The organism is Nonomuraea corallina (assembly GCF_027620315.1).
GTDB lineage: Bacteria > Actinomycetota > Actinomycetes > Streptosporangiales > Streptosporangiaceae > Nonomuraea > Nonomuraea corallina.
Map to the genome: position 1 here is coordinate 1 of NZ_JAPNNL010000136.1, position 20,648 is coordinate 20,648.

Below are 20,648 nucleotides of genomic sequence, written 5' to 3' on the forward strand. Positions count from 1 at the left end.
GCAGCACCCGCGCGTACACGCCCGCGCACGGCTGCGGCCCGGCGCCGAACGCGTCGAGGCGGTTGTGCCGGGCCACCGTGCGCAGCGCGTCGGGGTCGCGCGGCGACTCGCCGTGCGCCAGCGTCGGCACCGCGCACCGCGGGGTCGGCGCGATGACCCCCAGGACCAGCCCGTCGCCGATCTCCAGCTCGCCGCCCACCCAGCCGTTCTCCACGAACCCCGGCTCGTCCGTCGCGACCACCAGGTTGGGGCGGTAGCGGACGGCCTCCACCGTCCCGCGCGGGCTCAGCTCCCCGATCGCGGCCAGCGACGACGTCGTGATCAGATGAACGGGAGCGAAGTCGAAGAACGTGCCCGCCGGGGCGGCCCCGCCCAGCCTGGTGGTCGTGAACCCCACCTCGGCGTCGACCCCGCTGCCCAGCACCTCCTCCGGCACCGACCGTTCCAGCTCGGCGTCCGGCGGCGGCACGTCCACGACCCGGACCTCCCGGCCCAGCAGCTTCGACAGCTCCTCGTCCCCGGGGACCCCGCCGCCGAGGGTGAGCAGGTCGCGCCAGAGCCTCGGGTTCTTGGCGCTGGCGATCTTCCCGGTCTCGACGTCGAGCACCGCCCTGACCCGGTCGCCTTCCAGGCCCCGCTCGGTCACCCGCACGCCGGTGACCTCCTCGCCCGGCATCGACTTGACCGGATAGCGGTAGATCCTCTTCACGATCATGCCGCCGAGCCTACGTCCCCCGCCTTCTCCGGCGACGAGCCGCCCGTACACCGGACAAGCGCCAAGGCCCGCCCCCGGGTGGGGCCGGCCTCGGCGGCGTCAGAATCAGGCGGCGGCGTCCGCCATGCGGCGCAGCCGCGCGAGCGCGTCGCGCTCGATCCGGCGGGCGCGGTCGCGGCCGATGCCGTAACGCTCGCCCACCTCGGTGAGCGTGTGCTCCCGCCCGTCGACCAGGCCGTAGCGCCAGCGCAGCATGTCGCGCGTGTCGCCCTCCAGCCCGGTCAGCCACTGGTCGAGCCGCTCGCGCTCCAGGATGTCGATCGCCTGCTGCTCAGGATCGGCCCAGGTCTCGTCGGCGATCATGTCGCCCAGCTCGGTCTCGTCCTCGTCGCCCACCCCCAGCTGGAGCGACACCGGGTCGGACGCCCAGCGGCGCAGCTCCCGTACGCGCTCGATGGGCAGGTCGAGGATCTTGGCGAGGTCGTCGTCGGTGGGCTCGACGTCGAACTCCGCCAGCATGTCGCGGCGCACCCGCATCAGCCGGGTCATCTGCTCCCCGGCGTGCGTCGGCAGCCGCACCGGCCTGGCCTGCTCGTGGATGGCCCGGCCGACCGACTGCCGGATCCACCACGTGGCGTAGGTGGAGAACTTGTATCCGCGCTTGTAGTCGAACTTCTCCACCGCACGCACCAGCCCCAGGTTGCCCTCCTGGACCAGGTCGATGAGCGGCATCCCGCGCCCCGAGTACTTACGGGCCACCGCCACCACCAGGCGCAGGTTGGCCTGGATGAACTCGTCCTTCGCCCGCCGGCCGGAGATCGCCAGGCGCTCCAGCTCCTCGTCCGCCGCGTCCCCGATCCGCGGCTCCGACCCCCCGCGGTCGAGCAGCTGCTCGGCGAACAGACCCGCCTCGATCCGCTTGGCGAGCTCCACCTCCTCCTCCGCGGTGAGCAGCGGAACCCTCCCGATCTCGGCCAGGTAGGTCCCCAGCAGATCCCGGTCCGCGACGTGCTGCTCCTGCGCGCGACTCCCCGTAGGTCTTGCCATCCCCTGGCACCTCGTTCCGCAGGCTGCGTTCTATACCCGGCCAACGTCCGGCCGGAAGCAAAGATTCCCCAAAGGCCTACGACCAGGGGAGGGTTCTGGAGGTCCTACTCAAGGAGGAGACCGCCACGGAACACCTGGTGAACGAGGGGGACGCCGGGCCGATAGGCGAGGTGTACGTAGGAGGGGGCGTCGAGGACGACGAGATCCGCCCGGCTGCCGTGACCCAGCCACCCTACGTCCGTCCGGCCCAGCGCGCGCGCCCCGCCCCTGGTGGCCGCCCTGATCGCCTCCAACGGCGTCATGCGCATCTCCCGCACGGCGAGCGCGACGCAGAACGGCATGGACGAGGTGTAGGACGAGCCGGGGTTGCAGTCGGTGGCCAGGGCGACCGTCACCCCGGCGTCGATCAGCCTCCTGGCGTCGGGGTACGGGGAGCGGGTGGAGAACTCGGCCCCGGGCAGCAGCGTCGCCACCGTGCCCGACGAGGCCAGCGCGTCCACGTCGGCGCCGGTCAGATGGGTGCAGTGGTCGGCCGACGCGGCGCCCAGCTCGCACGCGATCCGCACCCCCGGGCCCTCGCCGAGCTGGTTGGCGTGCACCCGGGCGCGCAGCCCCGCCTCGATCCCGGCGGTGAGGATCTCCCTGGTCTGGTCGCCGTCGAACGCGCCGCGCTCGCAGAACACGTCCACCCACTTCGCGTACGGGGCGCAGGCCCGCAGCATCTCGCCGGTGACCAGTCGCACGTACGCGTCGGGATCGGCCCCGGCGGGCACCACGTGCGCGCCGAGGAACGTGGTCTCGGTGGTCAGCGCGGCGGCGATCTCCAGCGAGCGGCGTTCGTCCTCGACGGTCAGCCCGTAGCCGCTCTTGATCTCCACCGTGGTGGTGCCCTGCGCGTTCATCTCGGCCACCAGCGCGGCGGCGCGGACGGCCAGCTCGGCGTCGCTCGCGGCGCGGGTGGCGGCGACGGTGGTGCGGATGCCGCCGCCGGTGTACGCCTCGCCGGACATGCGGGCGCCGAACTCGGCCGTCCGGTCACCGGCGAAGACCAGGTGGGCGTGGCTGTCGACGAACCCGGGGATCACGGCCCGGCCCGCGACGTCCACCCGCTCGTCGGCCGCGGGCGCCCGCCCGCTCTCCCCCGCCCAGGCGACCTGGCCGTCCTCGACCACCAGGGCCGCGCCCTCGATCTCCTCGCGCTCCGGGTCACCGGTGTAGAGCAGCCCGATCCCGTCGATCAGCGTCGTGGTCACCGCAGTCCTCCCGTCGTCCCCGCGAACAGTCCCTCCCCGCTGGTCACCGCAACTCCTCCATCGCCTCCGCCAGCAGGGCGCCCACGTCGCCGAGCACGTGCCGGCCCTCCTCGACGATCTGCCGGCCGCCCGAGACGACCGCGCGCACGTCGGCCGCCGTCGCCGCGAACGCCACCGCCTCGAGCCCGGCCGTGCCCGCCGTCCGTACCGTGTCCGTCCGCACCGTCACCAGGTCGGCCCACGCGCCCGGCACCAGCAGCCCCGCGTCCGGGAAGCCGAGCGAGGCGTGGCCGGCGGAGGTGGCGGCGGTGAGCAGTTCGGCGGCGGACCAGTGGCCGCGCCGCTCGGTGGCCAGCCGCGCGTTCAGCTCGACGGCGCGGGCCTCCTCGAACAGGTCGATCACCGCGTGGCTGTCGGAGCCGAGCGTCAGCGGCGAGCCCCGGTCGAACACCGCCCGCGCGGGCCCGATCCCGTCGGCCAGCTCCCGCTCGGTCGTCGGGCACATGCACAGGCTGGCGCGCGAGCCGCCGAGCAGCCCGATGTCCGTCTCCGACAGGTGGGTGGCGTGCACGGCCGTCGAGCGCGGGCCGAGCGCGCCGTGCCGGTGCAGCAGCTCAACGGGCGAGGCCCCGTACGCCGCCACGCACGCGGCGTTCTCGGCCCGCTGCTCGGAGACGTGCGCGTGCAGCGGCGCGGCGTGCCGGCGGGAGAACTCCACGACTACCGGCATCTGCTCGGGCGGAACGGCGCGCACCGAGTGGATCGCGGCGCCGATCTCCACGTCCGGCTGCCCCTCGTACGCGGCGGCCAGCCCTTCCGCCCGCGCCGCCCACCCGTCGGCGTCGCCGTCCCCGAACCGCAGCTGCGCACCGGCGAGCTCGGCGCCGGGGCCCCCGGACACGTAACAGGCGTCGATCAGCGCCACGCGCAGGCCCGCCTCCCGCGCGGCCCTGATCAGCGCGTGCCCCATCACGTTGCGGTCCTCGTACGGTTTCCCGCCCGGGGCGTGGTGCAGGTAGTGGAACTCGCCCACGCAGGTGACCCCGGCCAGCGCCATCTCGGCGTAGACCGCCCGCGCCAGTCTCAGGTAGGCGTCGGGGTCCAGCCGGGCGGCGACCTCGTACATGCGGTCACGCCACGTCCAGAAGTCACCGCTGCCCGTCTGGGTGGCGGCGCGCAGGGCCCGGTGGAAGGCGTGGGAGTGCGCGTTGGCCAGGCCGGGGATGGTCAGCCCCGGCAGGCGGCGCGCCCCGCCCGGCTCACCCCGGGTCACGCTCACGATCCTCGGCCCGTCGACCTCCACGAGCACGCCGTCCGCGACCCCGTCCGGCAACCACGCCCGCTCACACCAGTAGGTCACCGGCACAGCTCCTCCAGCACGTCGGCGAGGGCGATCACGCCCGCCCGGCAGTCCGCCTCCTCGGCATGCTCCTCCGGCGCGTGGGACACGCCGGTGGGGTTGCGCACGAACAGCATCGCGGCGGGCACGCCGGCGGCGGCGAGTATCCCCGCGTCATGCCCGGCCCCGGTCGCCAGCACCGCCTGCTCTGACGTGTGCCCCGTGGCCTGCCCGGACGCCTGTCCCGCCGTTCCCTCCACCGCCCTGGCGACCCGTTCCCGCAGGTCGCGGTCGAACTCGACGAGCGGCGTCCACGACTCCTCCCGCACCTCCACCCGTCGCGCCGGCTCCCCCGGAGCCCCCGCGACGAGGTCGGAGCCGGAAGGGGCGTCCGGCTCCGCCAGGAGCGCGACGACCTCCCGTACGAGGGCGCGCACGCTCTCCTCACCCGGCCCGCGGGCGTCGAGCCAGGCGGCCACGTGGCCGGGCACGGCGTTGGCGTTGTTGGGCGTGACCAGCACCTTGCCGACGGTGGCCAGCGCCTCGTGGCGGACGGCGGCCTCGCGGGCGGCCGGCACCAGGCGGGCCAGCAGGAGCATCGGGTCGTCGCGGTCCGCCAGCCGGGTGGTGCCGGCGTGGTCGGCCCGGCCGCGCAGGTCGAACCGCCATCGCCCGTGCGGCCAGATCGACCGCCCGACGCCCACGGGCCGATCCAGCGCGGCCAGCGCCCTGCCCTGCTCCACGTGGAGTTCGACGAAGGCCCCCACGCGGGCCAGGGTCTCCGGGTCGGGCCCGAGCGCGCGCGGGTCGCGGCCGGCGCGGGTGAGCACGTCGGCCAGGGTGTCGCCGCGGTCGTCGGTCAGGCCGAGGGCCCGCTCCGGCGTCATCGCCCCGGTGAGCAGCCGCGACCCCACGCACGGCACGCCGAACCTGGCGCCCTCCTCGTCGGTGAAGCAGACCACCGCGAGCGCCCTGCGCGGCCGGAACCCCCGCTCGCGCAGCAGGTCGAGGGCGGCGAAGGCGGAGACGACGCCCAGCGGCCCGTCGTACGCCCCACCCTGGCGGACGGAGTCGAGGTGGCTCCCGGTGACCACGCCCGGTTCCCCGTCGGGGTCGCCCCACCAGGCCCACAGGTTGCCGTTGCGGTCCTCGGTCAGGTCGAGCCCCCGGCGCGCGGACTCGCCGGCGAACCAGGCGCGCAGTTCGAGATCGGCGTCCGACCAGGCGTCCCGTACGTAACCGCCGGTGGCGGGGTCGCGCCCCACGTGCGCGAGTGCGTCGAGCATGCACCCACTCTAGTGAATGGATCTATTCAGATTCGTCACCCTCGGCGGATCGGCCCATGGGTGGCTTGTCCAGCCCGGTCGGACGGGTCAGAACGGCGAAGCCGTCGTCGGTGCCCGGCCAGTGGCGGCGGATCGCGGGCAGGCCGACGCGGCGGACCGCCGAGCGCAGCACCAGGGTGACGACGATGGCGTCGTCGGCCTGGCCTAGGACGGGGATGAAGTCGGGCACCAGGTCCAGGGGCAGGGCCAGGCAGACCAGCAGCAGCGCGAGGCGTACGCGGACGCCGCGCGGCAGGCCGGGGTCGGCGGCCAGGCGGCGCACCAGGCGCAGCACGTCGGGCAGCAGCCGCAGCGCCTCGCGCAGGAGGTCGCTCCGGGGGCGGACGACCGCGAGCGTGCCGATCAGGGCCAGCCAGGTGATCAGTAGCGTGACCACGGTCCCGATCAGCAGATCCCCTCCCCACGATCCGGTCATCCTCGTTCACCTTCACCACGTCCGGCCCCGGCCCGTTCCTAACCGGTGATCTTCTTGAGCGAGCGCACCGACCAGGTCACGGTCAGCGCCGCCAGGCCCAGCATGATTGCGAACGCGAGCGGGATCGACAGGTTGGTCAGGTCGCCGGCGAACAGCGCCCGCCCGGCCTCGACCGGGTGGTAGAAGGGTGTGAACCAGGCGACCCGCTCCAGCCAATCGGGCCCGAGCGCCATCGGCAGCAAAGCACCCGACAGCAGCATGAGCGGCAGCGCGAAGAACTGCATGAGCTGCCCCATCGCGTTCTCGTCGCCCAGGCTGAGCGCGAGCCCGTAGGCGACGCCGGAGGCGAACAGCCCGGTCACGGCGAGCAGGAGCAGAGTGAGCAGCAGACCAGCGAGACCGATCCGCAGCCCCATGAGCAGCGCGATCAGGATGACCATGAGCGACTGGACCACCAACACGGCCACATCCCTCAGCATGCGGCCGAGCACGATCGAGGGCCGCCAGGCCGGGCTGACCGCGATCCGCTCCAGCACGCCGCTGCGCATCTCGTAGATCGTCCCGTACGCCACGCCCATGGTGCCGAACAGGGCCGTGATGACCAGCATGCCGGGCGCGAACATGGTGAGCGCCCGGCCGAGGTCGCCCCCGAACGCCATGCCGGCGTAGAGCGGCGCGAACAGCAGCAGGTACATGACCGGCTGGACGATGCCGAACAGCGGCCAGATCGGGTTGCGGAAGGTGCGGCGCAGCTCGTGGCCGAGGAAGAGGCGGGTGTCCCTGATCATGCGGCGGCTCCGGTGTCGCGCAGCGATCGGCCGGTCTTGGCCAGGAAGACGTCGTCGAGCGTGGCCCTGTCGAGCGCGATGGAGGCGATGGCGAGCCCCTGTTCCTGCAGTTCGCGCAGGAGCGCAGGCAGGGTGTGCTCGCCGTCGTCGACGTAGACGCGCAGCACGCCCTCGTCGAGTCTGGCGTCCTTGGCGAGCGGGGCCAGGGCGGCGGCGGCGCGCTCCGGCTCGTCGAGGCGGAGCGTCACCACGTCGCCGGAGACCTCGCGCTTGAGCTCGGCGGGGGTGCCCTCGGCGACGACCACGCCGTGGTCGACGATCGCCAGCCGGTCGCAGAGCGCGTCGGCCTCCTCCAGGTAGTGGGTGCTGAGCAGGACGCTGGTGCCCTGCTCGCGCAGCTCCCTGATGCGGTCCCACAGGTTGGCCCGGTTCTGCGGGTCGAGGCCGGTGGTGGGCTGGTCGAGGAACAGCAGCGGGGGTAAGTGGACCAGGCCGAGCGCGATGGCCACCCGCCGCTTCTGCCCGCCGGAGAGCGTCCGGCCCGGCCGGTCGGCGATCTCGGCCAGGTCGAACCTCTTCAGCACGCGGCCGGCCGCCTCGGACGGGTCCGCGACCCCGTACAGCCTGGCCGCGAACGTCACCTGGGCGCGCGGCGAGTCCTGCTCCTCGACGCCGCCGGCCTGGCTGACGTAGCCGAGTGCGGCGCGGATCGCGCCGGGCTCCTTCAGCAGGTCGTGTCCGGCGATGGTCGCGGTGCCGGCGTCGGGCCTGATGAGGGTGGCGAGCATTCGGATCGTGGTGGTCTTGCCCAACCCGGGGATCTGACGCATCTTTGACCTGTAGGCAAAACGGCAGGCAGGGACGGACGGGATCATGAACCGAGCGGTCATCCTCGCGAGAATCAGCGACGCAGACGACGGCGAGACGACGGGCGTTGACGATCAGGTTCGACGGCTTCGAGCGTTCTCCGCTGAGAACGGTTGGGACGTCGTGAAGGTGATCGTCGAGAACGACACGTCAGCGTTCAAGCGCCGGAAGATCAAGCTCCCTAACGGCCGGTACGAGCTTCGGACCGTGCGTCCGGGCTTCCGAGAGTCGCTCGATTGGCTCGCCGAAGATCGGGCAGACATTCTCGTCGCGCGTGACCTTGACCGTGCCATGCGCGACCCCCGGGACCTCGAAGACCTGATCGACGTCGTCGAGTCGAACCGTCCCCGTGTGCGTGCGCGTTCGATCAGCGGTTCCCTTCGGCTCGACAACGACGCAGACGTGACCATGGCGCGCGTCATGGTCGCCATGGCGAACAAGTCGAGCCGGGACACAGCGCGACGCGTGAGTGATGCCCGCGAGCGTCAGGCCATGGCGGGACAGTTCGGGGGCGGCCGTCGGCCGTACGGCTTCGAGTCCGACGGCGTGACTCCGATCAAGTTCGAGTGCGACGTGATCCGGCGTATGGCTGACGTCGTGCTCTTGCCGACGTTCGGCACGCCGAAGGGTCCGAGCGTCGCCGGTATCGCCCGTGAGCTTCGAGCCGACGGCATCACCACGGCGGACGGCGGACAGTGGGACGCACCGGCCGTTCGTGACGTGCTCATGCGTCCCCGGAATGCTGCGCTCATGGTCCACAAGCCGGGAACCGGCCGGAAGACGTACACGCCTGATGACGTCGTGGGAGAAGCCCCGTGGGAACCGATCATCTCGCCTGACGAGTTCTGGGTGATCGTCGGCAAGCTCACCGACCCGAACCGGCGCACGAACCCCGGAGTCGCGCCGCATCACCTTCTGTCCGGCATCGCGACGTGTCCGTGTGGCTCTGTGGTGCGCGTCTCGGGATCGAGCGGCAAGCGCGACCGGCCGGTGTACGCCTGTCAGGGCGGGAAGGGCGGGGCACCGGGACCGCACGCCACAGCGCCGAAGGCCGACCTTGACGCACTGGTCGAAGGTCTCGTGATCACGATCCTTCACCGGGACGTCCCCGAACTGATCAAGCCGTCACAGTCCGATGTGGACGCGGGGAAGCTTCGCGGGGAACTCGCCGTGATCCGGGAACGCAAAGTGCAGCTCGGCGAAGATCACGACATGGGGCTCGTGGATCGTGCCGAGTACGTTCGCCGCGCGAAGAAGCTGCAAGTTCGCATCGAAGATCTTGAACGTCAGCTCGCCGACGCCGCCGAATCTTCGCCGTTCGCAGCGTTCGCGAACGTGGTGACCGAAGACGACGTTCGGCGGGTCTGGGAAGACCAGGGCATCGCCAGACAGCGCGAGATCGTCAAGAACATGATGACGATCACGCTGAAGCCCGTCGGCAAGGGACGGCGACCGAGCATCGCGGAGCGCGTCGAGATCCGGCCGAAGGTAGCCTGATCTTGCGTTGTGGTAACGCCGTACCGAGAAGCCCCCGGAGAGCACGGTTCCGGGGGCTTCGTCGTGTCCGGGCTCGGGACGGCGGCCGGACGGCTCTCCACAGCGGCGACGGAGCACCGGCCGGACGGGGCTCGGGGACGGCGGCCGGTCGGCGCTGAGCCGGTCTGTGACGGCCGACGGGGAGCGCTGAGGCGAACCGGCCGCCCTGTCGCGCTCCGTCCCTCTGTCGCCGTCCTACGCGCCTGCACGCGTACGGATCAGGGGTTTTGGGCCGTGTCGCTGTCGCTGTGTCGCTGTGCCAGCGTGCCAGTCAGGCAAGAAATGCACTTCCCGGAAGCGTCACGGGAAGAACGCTGGAATCGTCGCGAGATGTTCAGGGCACAGCGCAGGAACGAACTCCGGTTGACGTACCAACCGTCATGGTTCGCCCTTGCCGCGATAGGCGCGATTTAACGCCGTGCCCTAAGTCATCGTTTTGCGAATCCCCCGCCGTCGGTGAGCGGTAACGGCGGGGGATCGCGAGGGATTCAGCGCAGGAACGGACTCGAAGGTTCACCGACCCTTGTCATGGTCCGTCCTTACCGGTGAAAGGAATAGCCCGGGTTGACGTCGAATACCTTTCGGGGTTGGTCTGTGACGACGATCAGGGGCATTCCCTGATCTGTTCGAGGCGAGCGAGACGAAGCATGTTGAGAAGTCGGGTGTCACGCCGTGCGAGTTCCCGGTGTGGGTTCATAGCGGCTTCGGCGCGAGCATGCTTGAGAATCCAGGCATGACGCTCTTCGTCGTTGAACGGCGGCGTTCCCCATGACTTCGGGAACATCCGAGCGAGCGCCATACGGCGGCTTGCGTCGGCTTTCTCCGTGATGTTCATCGGCTCACTACCTGCCTGATTCGTGCGATGAATCCCGGGTGTTGGGCTTCGAGATATTCGGTACGAGCGAGAGCGGCTCGTTCGGCGGCCTTCGGTGCGGGAACTCCCCGCTGAACCTCTCGGTCGTACGTCTCCTGATAGACCTTCCGCCCAGCTTCGTCGCGCCGTCTGGTCTCTTCGTCTTCGGCTCGAAGCCGGTCGGCGTTCGCGCGGTTCGCTTCGTCGGCCGAGCCGGTCACGGTGGCGTACAGGTGGGCGGCGTCGGCGACGGCGACGGACGGCCGACCGGCCCAGTCGCCGCGCACGTCGAGCCCGAGCCGCTTCGCCTGGTGAGCCACAGCGGCGACAGGCAGGAAGCCCGCCTTCTCGGCGACGTCTTCGAGCGTCACGCGGCATTCACAGTTCTGAGCCATTTGGATTCTCCTTCGTGCTGTTTCGAGCGTAGTTGATTTGGACGGGGCTTTTCTATTCCGGCCGGTATTCGTCAGCCGAACATGACGTCGTACAGTTGAGCGCCGATTTCCGAGTGAAGAGTTCCGCACCGTTCGCCGTGATACTGGCACTTCTGTTGTTCGTGAGTGACTCGCTTCGCGAGCGCTGAGGTTCCGGCGTCGATCAGGGACTTCTGACCGTTGCACATCCGGCACGAAACGGCGAGATTAGAGAGTTCGGTCTTCCCGCCGCTTACCTTCGGAACGATGTGCTCACAGTTGTAATGAGTCGGAAGCTTCTCGTCGTGATCGGTCACGAGCGTTCGGCACAGATAGCACCGTGCCTTTCCGATGCCCCCGGCTCGACGAAGGACTTCGAGCCGCATAGCACGCCATTCGCGCGTGCTCCCTTGTGTCGGCTTTGGTCTCTTCACGGTTAGTCTCGCTTTCTCTTGATCCTTGACGGCTATTCACGGTCTGTGACGATCTTGGACCCCTCTCGTCGGTCACGCACAAATCCCGGACAGGGGCCGGTCGGGAAGATGATCCCTCTAAAAAAACGCCCCTCTGACCAGGGCATATATTTGCCGGCCGATCCTTGATCAACTGCTGACGAACCCCCGTTCCGTCCCGACGACTGAGCCTCTGTCACTTCCGGTGAGTGCCGACGAAGGTCTCTCGAAATAACTACGTGCATATGCCGGGCTCGGACCCGATCAGTGCTCGGCTCGACTCCACAGCGGCGAACGAATACCGGGCTCGACTCGGTCTGTCGGTCCGGCCGGATGCTGTACGCGTACCGGCTCGCGCTGTTCACGTACGGCGCTGTACGTGTACGGCTGTACTCGGTACGTCCGCCGTACGCGTACGCGCCATTCCGGTACGCGTACACGCTCGCGCTGTACGTTCCGCTGTACGTGTACAGAGCGCTGTACGTGTACAGAGCGCCGTACATGTACGCGCCATTCCTGTACACGTACGTGTTCATGTACGCCGTGGCTGTACTCGGTACGTTCGCTGTACACCGGCACCGTGTACCGAACCGGCGTACACGCATTCTGTACGTCGGCCGGTACACGGTGAACGGTGCTGTTCATGTACGCGTCTCACTTGCTCACGAGAGCGACGATCAGAAGTGCAGCCGTTCCCAGAACGAAGGCTGAACGCCAGAACGAGTAAGTCATGAGCAGGAAGCACAGCGCCGCGTATCTAGGCCACCGAATGACGTATGACCAATAGCGATCGATCGTGTCCCGTATTCCGTCCGTCGGTCCGTACTCGGGAACGGCTTCGAGATACGACGGAATGCTTTTGTATCCGTCGGCGTATTCGTAGGGGTTGTTCGGAACGTATCCGCCGTCGATCGGCGTGAGATCCCCCGTCGGTACGAGATCGCTCATGATCCGGTCCCTCCGTCCGTGAGCGCGAGCCGGTTCATGTCGGCCGGACAGCCGACGACGTGAGCGACGCTGACCCATCCGTCTTCGACCACCACAGCGGCCGGACACACGGGACAGGCGTAGTCCGTGCTTGAATCGGTGCTGAGGGACGGGGGCGGTAGGGTCGCTCCCGTCCCGTCGTTAATGGTCATGATCAGCTCTCCTTTGTTGACTTGATCGGTCTTCTCTCGAACCCGAATGGGCACGGTCCGTTTCCGCACTGGTGACCCTCGATCCATTCGAGCGGAACCGCACACGAACACGTCGGCTCGTCGTATCGCTCTTCCGTGACGAAGAGAGTCGGCACATTGCACGACGGCATGTGAACGGTCCTGAGAACGTGTGAGCCGTCCGTTCGTCGGCCGACGTACACCGGTCCGCCGCATCGTTTGCACTTCGACGACTTCACGGTTCACCTTTCTTCCGGCCGGTTCCCCACAGCGCGAGGGGAACCAAGATCGGGACAGATGCGGGACAGATGCGGGACAGATGCGAAGGGGTATCTGTCCCGACGTTTATGCAGGTAGGAGAGTTGAAATCCCCCTATGGGACAGAAGGACAGATGAATTAGGGGGTTACGCGCGTGAGTGTTTACGGTTGATCTTCTCCCGTACGTATGTGGGGAATACCCCCGAGTCTTTCTGTCCTTCTGTCCCGAAGCCCCCTCGCGCTGTGGTTGACCAGCGGAAATGACCGGGACAGAAGGGCTCGCGCATCTGTCCCGGATCTGTCCCCGTTCTGTCCCGATCATGGTCTTCACTGCGCTAGCGGATCAGTGGACATGAGCCGAAGTCCGTAGAATCCCCGAGCCCGTTTTCCATTGACCGTCTCGCGACCGTCGCGGTATCCCTTATCGACGAGTCCCTTCGATAGTGCGATCTTCTTCCACACATCGGACTCGCCAGACGATTCCCACCACGCTTTGAACGCGCGATAGAGTTCGTCCGTCGTGACGAATTCGTCGGGGGCTTTCTCGGTACAGTCTTCGATGAACTGACCGAGAATGTCCTCTGACTTTCGGTACTTCGTGATGTGCTCTCGCATCGAAAGCGGCATGTCGAGTCCGCGACTCTGCCACTCGAAACAGCCGCGAACCGCCCATGCGAGAACTCCGGCCGCTTCTGTCTCGACGATCTTTCGGGCGAGTTCTCCGTTCCGCTCGTCTTCGGGGATGACGACTCCCCATGTGACGAGATGTAGCCGACGCCAGATCGATTCCGCCTGACTGACTCGGGGAAGGTGATTCGTCGCGAGATGAATCTTCCCGATCGGGTGGAAGTCGAAGAACTCAGCGCGCATGAAGCGAGCCGATACCTTGTCGCCACCCGTGAGGGACTTCACCATCTCTTCGTCGAGTCGCCGACCGGCCGCCGTCTCCGTCGTCTGAAGGAATCGCCGGTTGACCATTCGCGCGACGTCGTTCGGAACGGCGTCACCCGACTTCGTCAGTAGCGTGTTCCTCGGGACCACTTGCGCGTAGTCGCCGAGAACCGAATCCATTACGTCGAGAAAGACGCTCTTTCCGTTCGCTCCCGAGCCGTAGTGAAGGAACATGACCTGTTCGTCCGTCCGGCCGGTGAGCGAGTATCCGGCGACGCGCTGAAGGTACCCGCGCATTTCCGGATCGGGCATGACTCGTTCGAGGAACGATTCCCACATCGGCGCTGTGGCGTTCGGGTCATACTCGGGGTGAGAACGGAACATGTTCATCTGTTCCGGTCCGTGCGATTCGAGTTCTCCCGTGCGAAGGTTCAGCACTCCGTTTCTCGTGTTCAGCTTCCACGGCTCACGGTCGAAGTCCGTGAGCTTCGCCTGACGCTCGGGAAGTGTCCTCGCGACTTCGAGCCCTGCCTTGATCTTCGACGCGTATTGCTGAGTCGCCGCCCATGCGATGAATGCCTCTCGCATGGACTGATCCGGCTTACGGTCGTTTCTCGCTGAGCCGGGCTCGTCGTCGTAATAGTCGGCTTCGAGATCTGCGAGGGATTCGAGAACTCGCCGCATGAGCATCGGTGCCCATGCGTCCGAGTCGAGATCCCAGCGTCCCTCTCGGAACAGATAAGCCGCGAACTGTCCCCGCTGGGGAACCCAGCGGAAGACGTTCCCGTACTGATCGTTCAGCCGGTGAGCATTCCCGAAGTCATTCCATGCTCGGGGCTGAACGTCGCCGACGAGCGATCGACTTTCGGACTGAGCGGTTCCGTTGTCCGGCGTCGAGTATCCGAGTTCGAGCGGAGCGAGTTCCGGCGTCTTGCGAACCGGCTTGAGACGAAGTGCCTTCATTGCTTCACTCGTGTTCCCGCCGAAGTCGGTCGCAGCGATGTACGACAGCTTCGAGATCGTCGATCCGCCCTTCAGTCCGGCCGGAGGGTCGGCCGTCCAAATGTGAATCGGCCCGTGTCCCTGAGTCGTGTCGTACAGTGCGCATCCGACTTCATGCGCTGTGGCGGACTTCGGGCTCTCGTGAATTCCCGGTGCCGTGTAGATCGGACAGCCACACGTCGAATCCGTGTCGGCTTCCGTCCAACCGTCGTCGGTGAGAATGTCCGCCCACGAAACCGACGAAGCCCACGTGTCGATATCGTCGGTTCCCGAGCCGTCCCGGTTCAGCTTCGAGAGGTATCCCTCACGAGCGAGCGGCGCGACTCTCGGCGCGATTTCGCGAAGCTTCTCGATCGTGTACGTCGGTCCGTCGTCGGAGATGACTCGACACATGCGCGCGAGTCCGGCCTTACGATTCACGGTCCCGGGAATGCGGAGAACTCTCGCGAGATCCCCGATGCCAGTTCCGTAATGCATGCCGAGTTCTTTCGCGGAACGCGCTAGTTCTTCGTGCCAGTCTTCCGAGAGTTGCTTGATCTCGGCGAAGTTCTCCGTCGTGATCTCGGCCGGAGTGTCGAGAATCCAGTACGGATAAAGCCCGCCCCCGGAGTGAACCCAAAGCGTCGGCTCGGGGAGCACGCTATTCATGACGATCAGTCGTGCGGCGTCTTCGTCGGCCGGAAGCGGCTCGGTCGTGGCGTGTCCGGGACCGGCGATGTCGATATCCGCCCACAGCGCCGGGAGCGTGCTCGACATGCCCGCCGACCCTCGCTGTCCGGCCGACGGACGGCGCTTCAGCGTCGTGACGCGATGATAGACGCCGACGGGCTCGAACGAGTCGGCGCGCTCGACGGAACCGACGATCAGCGGATCGAGATACGTAAGCGAATTCGTTTCACCGGCCCAATCGCCGGAGTGAACGACGTTGATCAGCTCGAAGCGATCCGTTTTCCCGTAGAGCCGAGAAAACCAATTGCGTACGGCGTCGAGATCGAGAATGGCGTCTTGCCCGGTTGTCACGCTGTGGGACATTGGCTTATCCTGAAGGGGAGAGAAGTTGCCTGCTACGTGGGCTTTGGGAGCCGTCCGGTTGGGAGAGCCGGGCGGCTCTTTCTCGTTAGGCATGCGCACGTCCCTCCGTGCTCGATCTGGGACGCGTCGCGGCATGAGTTCCCGGCTTTTCCGTGACTACCTCAGCCGCGCGAGGAACAGAATCGAGAAGGTCATACGCCGGTTGCTCTCGCGCCGAACCTCGGAGAAGTGCGCTGAGCGTTTCCTTCTGAGACTCGGACAACGGCGGGAACGTGTCGGCGAGAGCCTTGATCGCGTCAGCGAGAGTCTGAGCGTGAATCTCGCGACGAAGCTCGGTTACGTCGGCGTTCGAGTCGCCGAACTTGCTCGACGCTCGCGCGAGCTTTCCGACGAGAGTCCGACGCTCTCGGCTTGCAGGAATGACGGACACGGCACACCCCAGATCACTTCGATCGTGATCCGGTGCCAATCCCTGACGGCGGGATTCTGGTCCGGCTTCGGCGTCATGGACCGTGCGGGCGGGACGTCACTCCCTTTGGGTCAACCCGGTCGCTCCAGTGGAGCGACGCATTCAACGTACGCTATTCGCGTGCTGACCTGCAAATACTTGCCGCATTGTCAAGCCCCGTTCAGCCCCGGTAATTCATTGCATTAGAAACCGGAACAGATACATAACCGGTGCCCCTGGTCAGAGCGCATTGCCACAGCGGCAAGACGGCCGGAAATTCATCACTCGGGCCTTAAAAATCTTGGTCGGGTGGGAGCCCTGAACGGCTCTCTCCCTCCCTCGTCCGCCGTCCGGTCCCGATCTCCACAGCGCTCGCTCAGCGGCCGGTACGGGAGCGCTCAGCCCCGTCGGCGCACGTCCGGCCGCCGTCCCGAGCCCCGGACATGACGAAGCCCCGTCGCCGCTGTGGCTACGGGGCTCGGTCCGGCCGACGGCGGACGGCTCGCTACTCGCTGAGCGCTTCCCGTTCCTCAGCGGTGAGCACGTACGAGCCCATGCCGATCTCGGTACGAATCCAGTGATCATCCCGGAGTGCCTTGATCGCTTTCCTCACGGTCACCTGAGTCACGCCGAACTCGCTCACGAGTGCCAGCACGGGCGGGATGCGCTCACCGGCCGCGTACTCACCCTTCTCGATCCGCTCACGAATGATCGCGGCGACTTGTGGCCAGAGCGGACGGCTACGGTCGAGTTCGATCACGTGATCACCGTAGAGAGCTACATCGGTAACGAGCGAGGTCGAGCGCGTGACGCCGGGCTATATCTCGCTATATCTTGCCCATGACAACACGCGTCATCGCGAGCGAGACGAGGCACGATGGATCACACGACGACGAAGACGGTGACATGGCACGTCCGGCGCGCTGTTAGTTCCGGCGAACTCCGGTTGGAGCTGGTCACGGACGGCAAGGACAACTGGGCGATCCGCAAGTGCGGCAATCTGCTCTGTGAGGGCTATCACCAAGAGATCGCCTACGTCTGGAATGTACTCACTCTCGCGATCTTCGGTCCCGACGAGAGCCGATCATGAGTGACGACACGGCGAACCGCATGATCTACGGCATCGGCGAAGAGTGCTCGATCCCGACGCGTGACGCGTCGGGCATGTGGCGGGCGATCCACGAACCATCCGGGCGGGTGATCGAGTCGTACGCATGGGAACGGCTCGTGTTCAAAGCCCTTCGAGCCAAGATCGCTCACCGTCGGGCACAGTGCGGGAAATCCACAGCGGTTGATCTTCAGCGGGCTTCCTAGGGGCGGCTCAGCGGCCCGACCGCTCAAAAGGCGCTGTGCTGTCCGCTGACGGCCGAAGGTTCTCCAGACCCATACGGGTACCGACCTTTGCTGTTCGGCCGTCAGCGGGCATTCTGGCCGTCCCGTGTTCGTGCCGGGATCGTCGCGAGTTCGTCCGGGCAGAGATCAAGATAAAAGATGCGTCACAATCCAGCGTCCGGCTTGCCGGCGCCGTTGGGACCGAGCACCCCGTAGATCTCACCGTCCTTCACCCCCAGGTCGACGCCGCGTACGGCCTCGACCTCCTGGACGCCCTTGCGGCTGCGCGAGGTGAAGGTCTTCTTTAACCCCTTCGCGTCAATGATCATGTTTCTCCTAGGGGAGTTCGTCGTTCTCGACCTTGCTCAGCGCCTGGCGACACCAGTCGAGCTGGGCCTGGAGCATGGCCGTGTTGAGCTTGAGCGTCTCGTCGATGTGGCGGGGCGCGCCGAAGCGCTGCTTGGTGCCGAACGACCGCTCCGCGCCGGCGATCATCGTCTCCAGCAGGTCGCTCCGGCTCCGCAGCGCCGACAGCAGGGCCTCCTTGTCGACCCGGTCCATGTACGTGATCGCGACCTGGAACGGGTCGACGATCGGCATCGGCGCGTGCCAGACCGTCATGAGCAGGCGGTGGAACTCGAACCGGCCCTCGTCGGTCATGGCGTAGACCGTGGCGCCGCCCTTGCCCTTCTCGACCACCTCCAGCAGCCCTTCCTCGGCCATCTTGCCGAGCCCGTGGTAAATCGAGCCGAACTTCACGCTCGCCCAGCTGTCGGCGCCCCACATCTCCAGGTGGCGGCGCACCTGGTAGCCGTTGCGGGGGCCGTCGAGGAGGGTGCCGAGGATCAGGATGCGCGTCGTGGACACGACTCAAGTTTGTATTCAAGTTTGAGTACATGTCAACCGTGAAAGGCTTCCGTCCATGAGTGAACGACCCACGGCTCTGATCACGGGGGCCTCTCGCGGGGTGGGCGCGGCCGTCGCGCGCGCTCTGGCCCCGACCCACGACACGCTGCTTCTCGGGCGCGACCGGCGGGCGCTGGGCGATCTTTCGGCCGAGCTGCCGGGAGCGCTGCCCTGGCCGGTCGACCTGACCACGGTCACCGAGGAGTCCCTGCCGCACGTCGAGCGGCTCGACGTGCTCGTGCACAGCGCGGGCGTGACCACGCTGGGCCGGATCGGCGAGCTGCCCGCCTCGGTGTGGCGCGACACCATGGAGGTCAACCTCTTCGCGGTGGCCGAGCTGACCCGGCTGCTGCTGCCGGCGCTGCGGCGGGCCGGCGGGCACGTCGTCTGCGTCAACTCAGGGGCGGGGCAGCGGGCCAACCCCGGCTGGGCGGCGTACGCGGCCAGCAAGTTCGCGCTGCGGGCCTTCGCCGACGCGCTCCGCCAGGAGGAGCCTGAGCTGCGGGTGACCACTATTTACCCGGGCCGCATCGACACCGACATGCAGCGGAGCGTGCGCGAGCAGGAAGGCGGCGACTACCAGCCGGAGCGCTACCTCACGCCCGAGAGCGTGGCCCGCGCGGTGCTGGCGGCGGTCACGGCGGGTCCGGACGCGCACCTGACGGAGCTGACCATCCGCCCGAGCGCCGGGCCGGTCACCTGACCGCCATCATGCTCCTCGCGGGCAAGCTCACGACTCCCGCTTTCCTGTGCGGTCAATGGCGGCGCCGAAGCCAGTGACTGGTCAATCTTCGGCGATGCCCGGAGTCGCCTCAGACGCCGGGCGGTGCCACGGCAGCCGGAGGTTTCGGGTGCAGGCGGTCAACACGTTCTTCGATCGCCTGCATAAAATGGCGGAGACCTACCTCACCAGGTTCTAGTGAGGCCATGATCTGGCCCGGTGTCCATTCGCTCACCTGATCGCTCCTAGGAGTCACGGGTGGCCAGCCGCCAGCTATGCGCTAGTGACTTCTGTAGTTGATAGTAAGGATGGCGACGACCTTATGTTCGTCGCCATCGGCATCTTTCTTGTATGCATCGCAATACTGGTAGTCGATGCGTCCGGCACCGCTGATTTCGTAATGGATTGTCCGCGACCACCCCTCACCTTGAGGCTTCCCGGCTTTGCCCTTGAGGACGCATGTCGCCGCAATCGGATCAGGAAGCCCAGGGGACTGAGAGACGTGATCCCAGAACTGTTGGGCAGCCTTCATACCGACCACATCGACCAATTGCCTCCAGTGCTCCATGAACTGGCGGTGCACCAGTACACGGTACGCCGGCCTCGAATCCGGCTTGCCGCCAGGCCGCCGTGCGGGCCTGTACGGTCGATAGGCGCTGTTACTGCCCGTCATCTGAGCGCCTGTGGTTGTCTTCTACGGGGAGTCCGTCCACCGGGACGTAGTCATCCGACCTGTGTGTTCCGAGGAGCACAGATCTCCGGAGCGGATCTTCGAGTTGGCGGGCTGTGGCCTTCCACGCATGCAGACATTCGTCCAGGATGGTCGTTGCCCCGTCAGCCTTCGCGGCAATGATGGCGTCCTGAAGGTCGCACAGGAACTCTTCGATATCTTCGCGATCCAGAGATCTCAGCCATGCCAGTTCGCCCAGCTGGAAGAGCGGGGGAACGCCCTCATTGCGACGAAGTAGCGTGGCTAGCTTCGCGTATGCCTCTCCCCACCGGGCCAGTGCCTCAAGGAGATCGAGTTCGCTCTCAGGCAGCATCACGAGGCTTGTGCCGTCTGTGGCACGTAGGCGCGCTCGCCCACGCTGTGCTTCCTGCAGGAACTCCACCCGCTTGTTGGTCGTCAGGTCGGTCGCCTTGTAGATGATGCCGCTCATCGCCTACCCGCCTCCGGCATGCCCACGTTCATGCACATGATACTACCCACGATCCTGATAGGATGACACCCAGATCTCAACCCTGGAGAGTAAAAGTCGAGGGAGGCCGACAAGGTGCTCGACAAGCGACCGTTCGACGCGAAGGCCGTCTATCTGACGGACAGGGACGCTGAGATGGCAAAGTGGCGGACCATCAGTCTGGTCACGGCCATGAGGGAGATCCTGGAGGGTGGGCAAGGCCCCCGATCCAGTCCGGCGGAGACACTGGAGATCTTCAGCAGCGTCGCCCAGGAGTTGACGCGCAGAGGTTTGGATGCCGTCGCGTTGATTCGTTACGGGATGTGGCATCTGGTGTTGAGCAATCTGATCTCCCACCTGACGGCTTCTCGCTTAGCTCCACACTGGGGTGTCGAACCCGTCGCCAACATTGAAGATTTTGACCATGAAGCGTGGGCGCGGATCCTCAAACTTCCTTCCGAGATTCCAGCGATTGAGCCTCGTGGCACATCCGAGTCGGCGAAAGAGTTCGTTGAGTTGCTCACCCCCATTTTTCCGGCGATGATCTCATGGATCAGGGTCGCATCTCTGAAGGACATGACATTTCTGGTGCCACCGCCAGGAATCAATCCGCTTGCTCAGGAAGACCTGTCGCAGTTCCTCGCGCTACACAACCCGTACCGCTGGATGGTCGACTACTTCTCCACTACGTTCTACCG

The 20,648-nt window shown here is 66.9% G+C and carries 23 protein-coding genes; 5 read left to right on the forward strand and 18 right to left on the reverse strand.

Annotated features, from left to right (window positions below; genetic code table 11):
- The 8 genes from OUY22_RS26930 to OUY22_RS26965 form a co-directional block, all read right to left on the reverse strand.
- Positions 1-715, reverse strand: a 715-nt coding sequence (locus OUY22_RS26930) for an MOSC domain-containing protein (RefSeq protein ID WP_270157967.1), incomplete at its 3' end; no start/stop codon positions are given.
- A gap of 105 nt (positions 716-820) precedes the next feature.
- Positions 821-1,762, reverse strand: coding sequence for a sigma-70 family RNA polymerase sigma factor (locus OUY22_RS26935; protein ID WP_270157968.1), 942 nt, complete (start codon positions 1,760-1,762; stop codon positions 821-823).
- A 104-nt stretch (positions 1,763-1,866) separates the two neighbouring features.
- Entirely contained in the window at positions 1,867-3,015 is a 1,149-nt protein-coding gene (gene hutI, locus OUY22_RS26940) for an imidazolonepropionase (RefSeq protein WP_270157969.1), read from the reverse strand.
- Between the two features lie 43 nt (positions 3,016-3,058).
- Positions 3,059-4,381 (reverse strand): formimidoylglutamate deiminase, encoded by a 1,323-nt coding sequence (locus OUY22_RS26945; RefSeq protein ID WP_270157970.1) that lies wholly within the window; start codon positions 4,379-4,381, stop codon positions 3,059-3,061.
- Entirely contained in the window at positions 4,372-5,640 is a 1,269-nt protein-coding gene (locus OUY22_RS26950) for an allantoate amidohydrolase (protein ID WP_270157971.1), read from the reverse strand. The genes OUY22_RS26945 and OUY22_RS26950 overlap by 10 nt, the downstream gene beginning before the upstream one ends.
- Before the next feature lie 22 nt (positions 5,641-5,662).
- Positions 5,663-6,115, reverse strand: a complete 453-nt coding sequence (locus OUY22_RS26955) for a YkvA family protein (RefSeq protein WP_270157972.1) — start codon at positions 6,113-6,115, stop codon at positions 5,663-5,665.
- 38 nt (positions 6,116-6,153) lie between these two features.
- Positions 6,154-6,903 carry an ABC transporter permease gene (locus OUY22_RS26960; protein ID WP_270157973.1) on the reverse strand — a complete coding sequence of 250 codons (750 nt, stop codon included), beginning with the start codon at positions 6,901-6,903 and terminating at the stop codon, positions 6,154-6,156.
- A complete protein-coding gene (locus OUY22_RS26965; protein WP_270157974.1) occupies positions 6,900-7,733 on the reverse strand; it encodes an ATP-binding cassette domain-containing protein in 834 nt (277 codons plus the stop codon). The genes OUY22_RS26960 and OUY22_RS26965 overlap by 4 nt, the downstream gene beginning before the upstream one ends.
- 43 nt (positions 7,734-7,776) lie before the next feature.
- Here OUY22_RS26965 and OUY22_RS26970 point away from each other — a divergent pair, with 43 nt between their 5' ends.
- Complete coding sequence (locus tag OUY22_RS26970; protein WP_270157976.1) at positions 7,777-9,267, forward strand: recombinase family protein; 1,491 nt, start codon at positions 7,777-7,779, stop codon at positions 9,265-9,267.
- A 643-nt stretch (positions 9,268-9,910) separates the two neighbouring features.
- On the opposite strand, the gene OUY22_RS26975 is transcribed toward OUY22_RS26970, so the two are convergent.
- The 6 genes from OUY22_RS26975 to OUY22_RS26995 form a co-directional block, all read right to left on the reverse strand.
- A complete protein-coding gene (locus OUY22_RS26975) occupies positions 9,911-10,141 on the reverse strand; it encodes a hypothetical protein (protein ID WP_270157977.1) in 231 nt (76 codons plus the stop codon).
- The gene (locus OUY22_RS26980) at positions 10,138-10,554 is read right to left on the reverse strand and encodes a hypothetical protein (RefSeq protein WP_270157978.1); all 417 of its coding nucleotides are present in this window, start codon (positions 10,552-10,554) and stop codon (positions 10,138-10,140) included. Before OUY22_RS26980 ends, OUY22_RS26975 begins: the two co-directional genes overlap by 4 nt.
- A gap of 71 nt (positions 10,555-10,625) precedes the next feature.
- Positions 10,626-10,958 (reverse strand): HNH endonuclease, encoded by a 333-nt coding sequence (locus tag OUY22_RS36970; RefSeq protein ID WP_408638207.1) that lies wholly within the window; start codon positions 10,956-10,958, stop codon positions 10,626-10,628.
- Between the two features lie 720 nt (positions 10,959-11,678).
- Positions 11,679-11,972: a hypothetical protein gene (locus OUY22_RS26985; RefSeq protein WP_270157979.1), complete on the reverse strand. Its 294-nt coding sequence runs from the start codon at positions 11,970-11,972 to the stop codon at positions 11,679-11,681.
- Positions 11,973-12,767: 795 nt separating this feature from the next.
- The gene (locus OUY22_RS26990) at positions 12,768-15,365 is read right to left on the reverse strand and encodes a DNA primase family protein (protein WP_270157980.1); all 2,598 of its coding nucleotides are present in this window, start codon (positions 15,363-15,365) and stop codon (positions 12,768-12,770) included.
- A 953-nt stretch (positions 15,366-16,318) separates the two neighbouring features.
- Positions 16,319-16,573 carry a GntR family transcriptional regulator gene (locus OUY22_RS26995; RefSeq protein WP_270157981.1) on the reverse strand — a complete coding sequence of 85 codons (255 nt, stop codon included), beginning with the start codon at positions 16,571-16,573 and terminating at the stop codon, positions 16,319-16,321.
- Between the two features lie 117 nt (positions 16,574-16,690).
- On the opposite strand from OUY22_RS26995, the gene OUY22_RS27000 reads away from it, so the two are divergent.
- Positions 16,691-16,903, forward strand: a complete 213-nt coding sequence (locus OUY22_RS27000; RefSeq protein ID WP_270157982.1) for a hypothetical protein — start codon at positions 16,691-16,693, stop codon at positions 16,901-16,903.
- Complete coding sequence (locus OUY22_RS27005; RefSeq protein ID WP_270157983.1) at positions 16,900-17,127, forward strand: hypothetical protein; 228 nt, start codon at positions 16,900-16,902, stop codon at positions 17,125-17,127. The genes OUY22_RS27000 and OUY22_RS27005 overlap by 4 nt, the downstream gene beginning before the upstream one ends.
- A gap of 182 nt (positions 17,128-17,309) precedes the next feature.
- On the opposite strand, the gene OUY22_RS27010 is transcribed toward OUY22_RS27005, so the two are convergent.
- A complete protein-coding gene (locus OUY22_RS27010) occupies positions 17,310-17,474 on the reverse strand; it encodes a hypothetical protein (RefSeq protein WP_270157984.1) in 165 nt (54 codons plus the stop codon).
- Between the two features lie 7 nt (positions 17,475-17,481).
- On the reverse strand, positions 17,482-18,012 hold the full coding sequence (locus OUY22_RS27015; RefSeq protein WP_270157985.1) for a PadR family transcriptional regulator: 531 nt from the start codon (positions 18,010-18,012) through the stop codon (positions 17,482-17,484).
- Between the two features lie 55 nt (positions 18,013-18,067).
- Between OUY22_RS27015 and OUY22_RS27020 the strand changes: the two genes are divergently transcribed.
- Positions 18,068-18,754, forward strand: a complete 687-nt coding sequence (locus OUY22_RS27020) for an SDR family oxidoreductase (protein ID WP_270157987.1) — start codon at positions 18,068-18,070, stop codon at positions 18,752-18,754.
- A 298-nt stretch (positions 18,755-19,052) separates the two neighbouring features.
- Here the strand turns inward: OUY22_RS27020 and OUY22_RS27025 are convergent, their stop codons facing one another.
- Both OUY22_RS27025 and OUY22_RS27030 read right to left on the reverse strand, forming a co-directional pair.
- Positions 19,053-19,355 carry a hypothetical protein gene (locus tag OUY22_RS27025; protein WP_270157989.1) on the reverse strand — a complete coding sequence of 101 codons (303 nt, stop codon included), beginning with the start codon at positions 19,353-19,355 and terminating at the stop codon, positions 19,053-19,055.
- Between the two features lie 76 nt (positions 19,356-19,431).
- Positions 19,432-19,932, reverse strand: coding sequence for a hypothetical protein (locus tag OUY22_RS27030; RefSeq protein ID WP_270157990.1), 501 nt, complete (start codon positions 19,930-19,932; stop codon positions 19,432-19,434).
- A 114-nt stretch (positions 19,933-20,046) separates the two neighbouring features.
- Here OUY22_RS27030 and OUY22_RS27035 point away from each other — a divergent pair.
- On the forward strand, positions 20,047-20,648 hold a 602-nt coding region (locus OUY22_RS27035), incomplete at its 3' end, for a hypothetical protein (protein WP_270157991.1).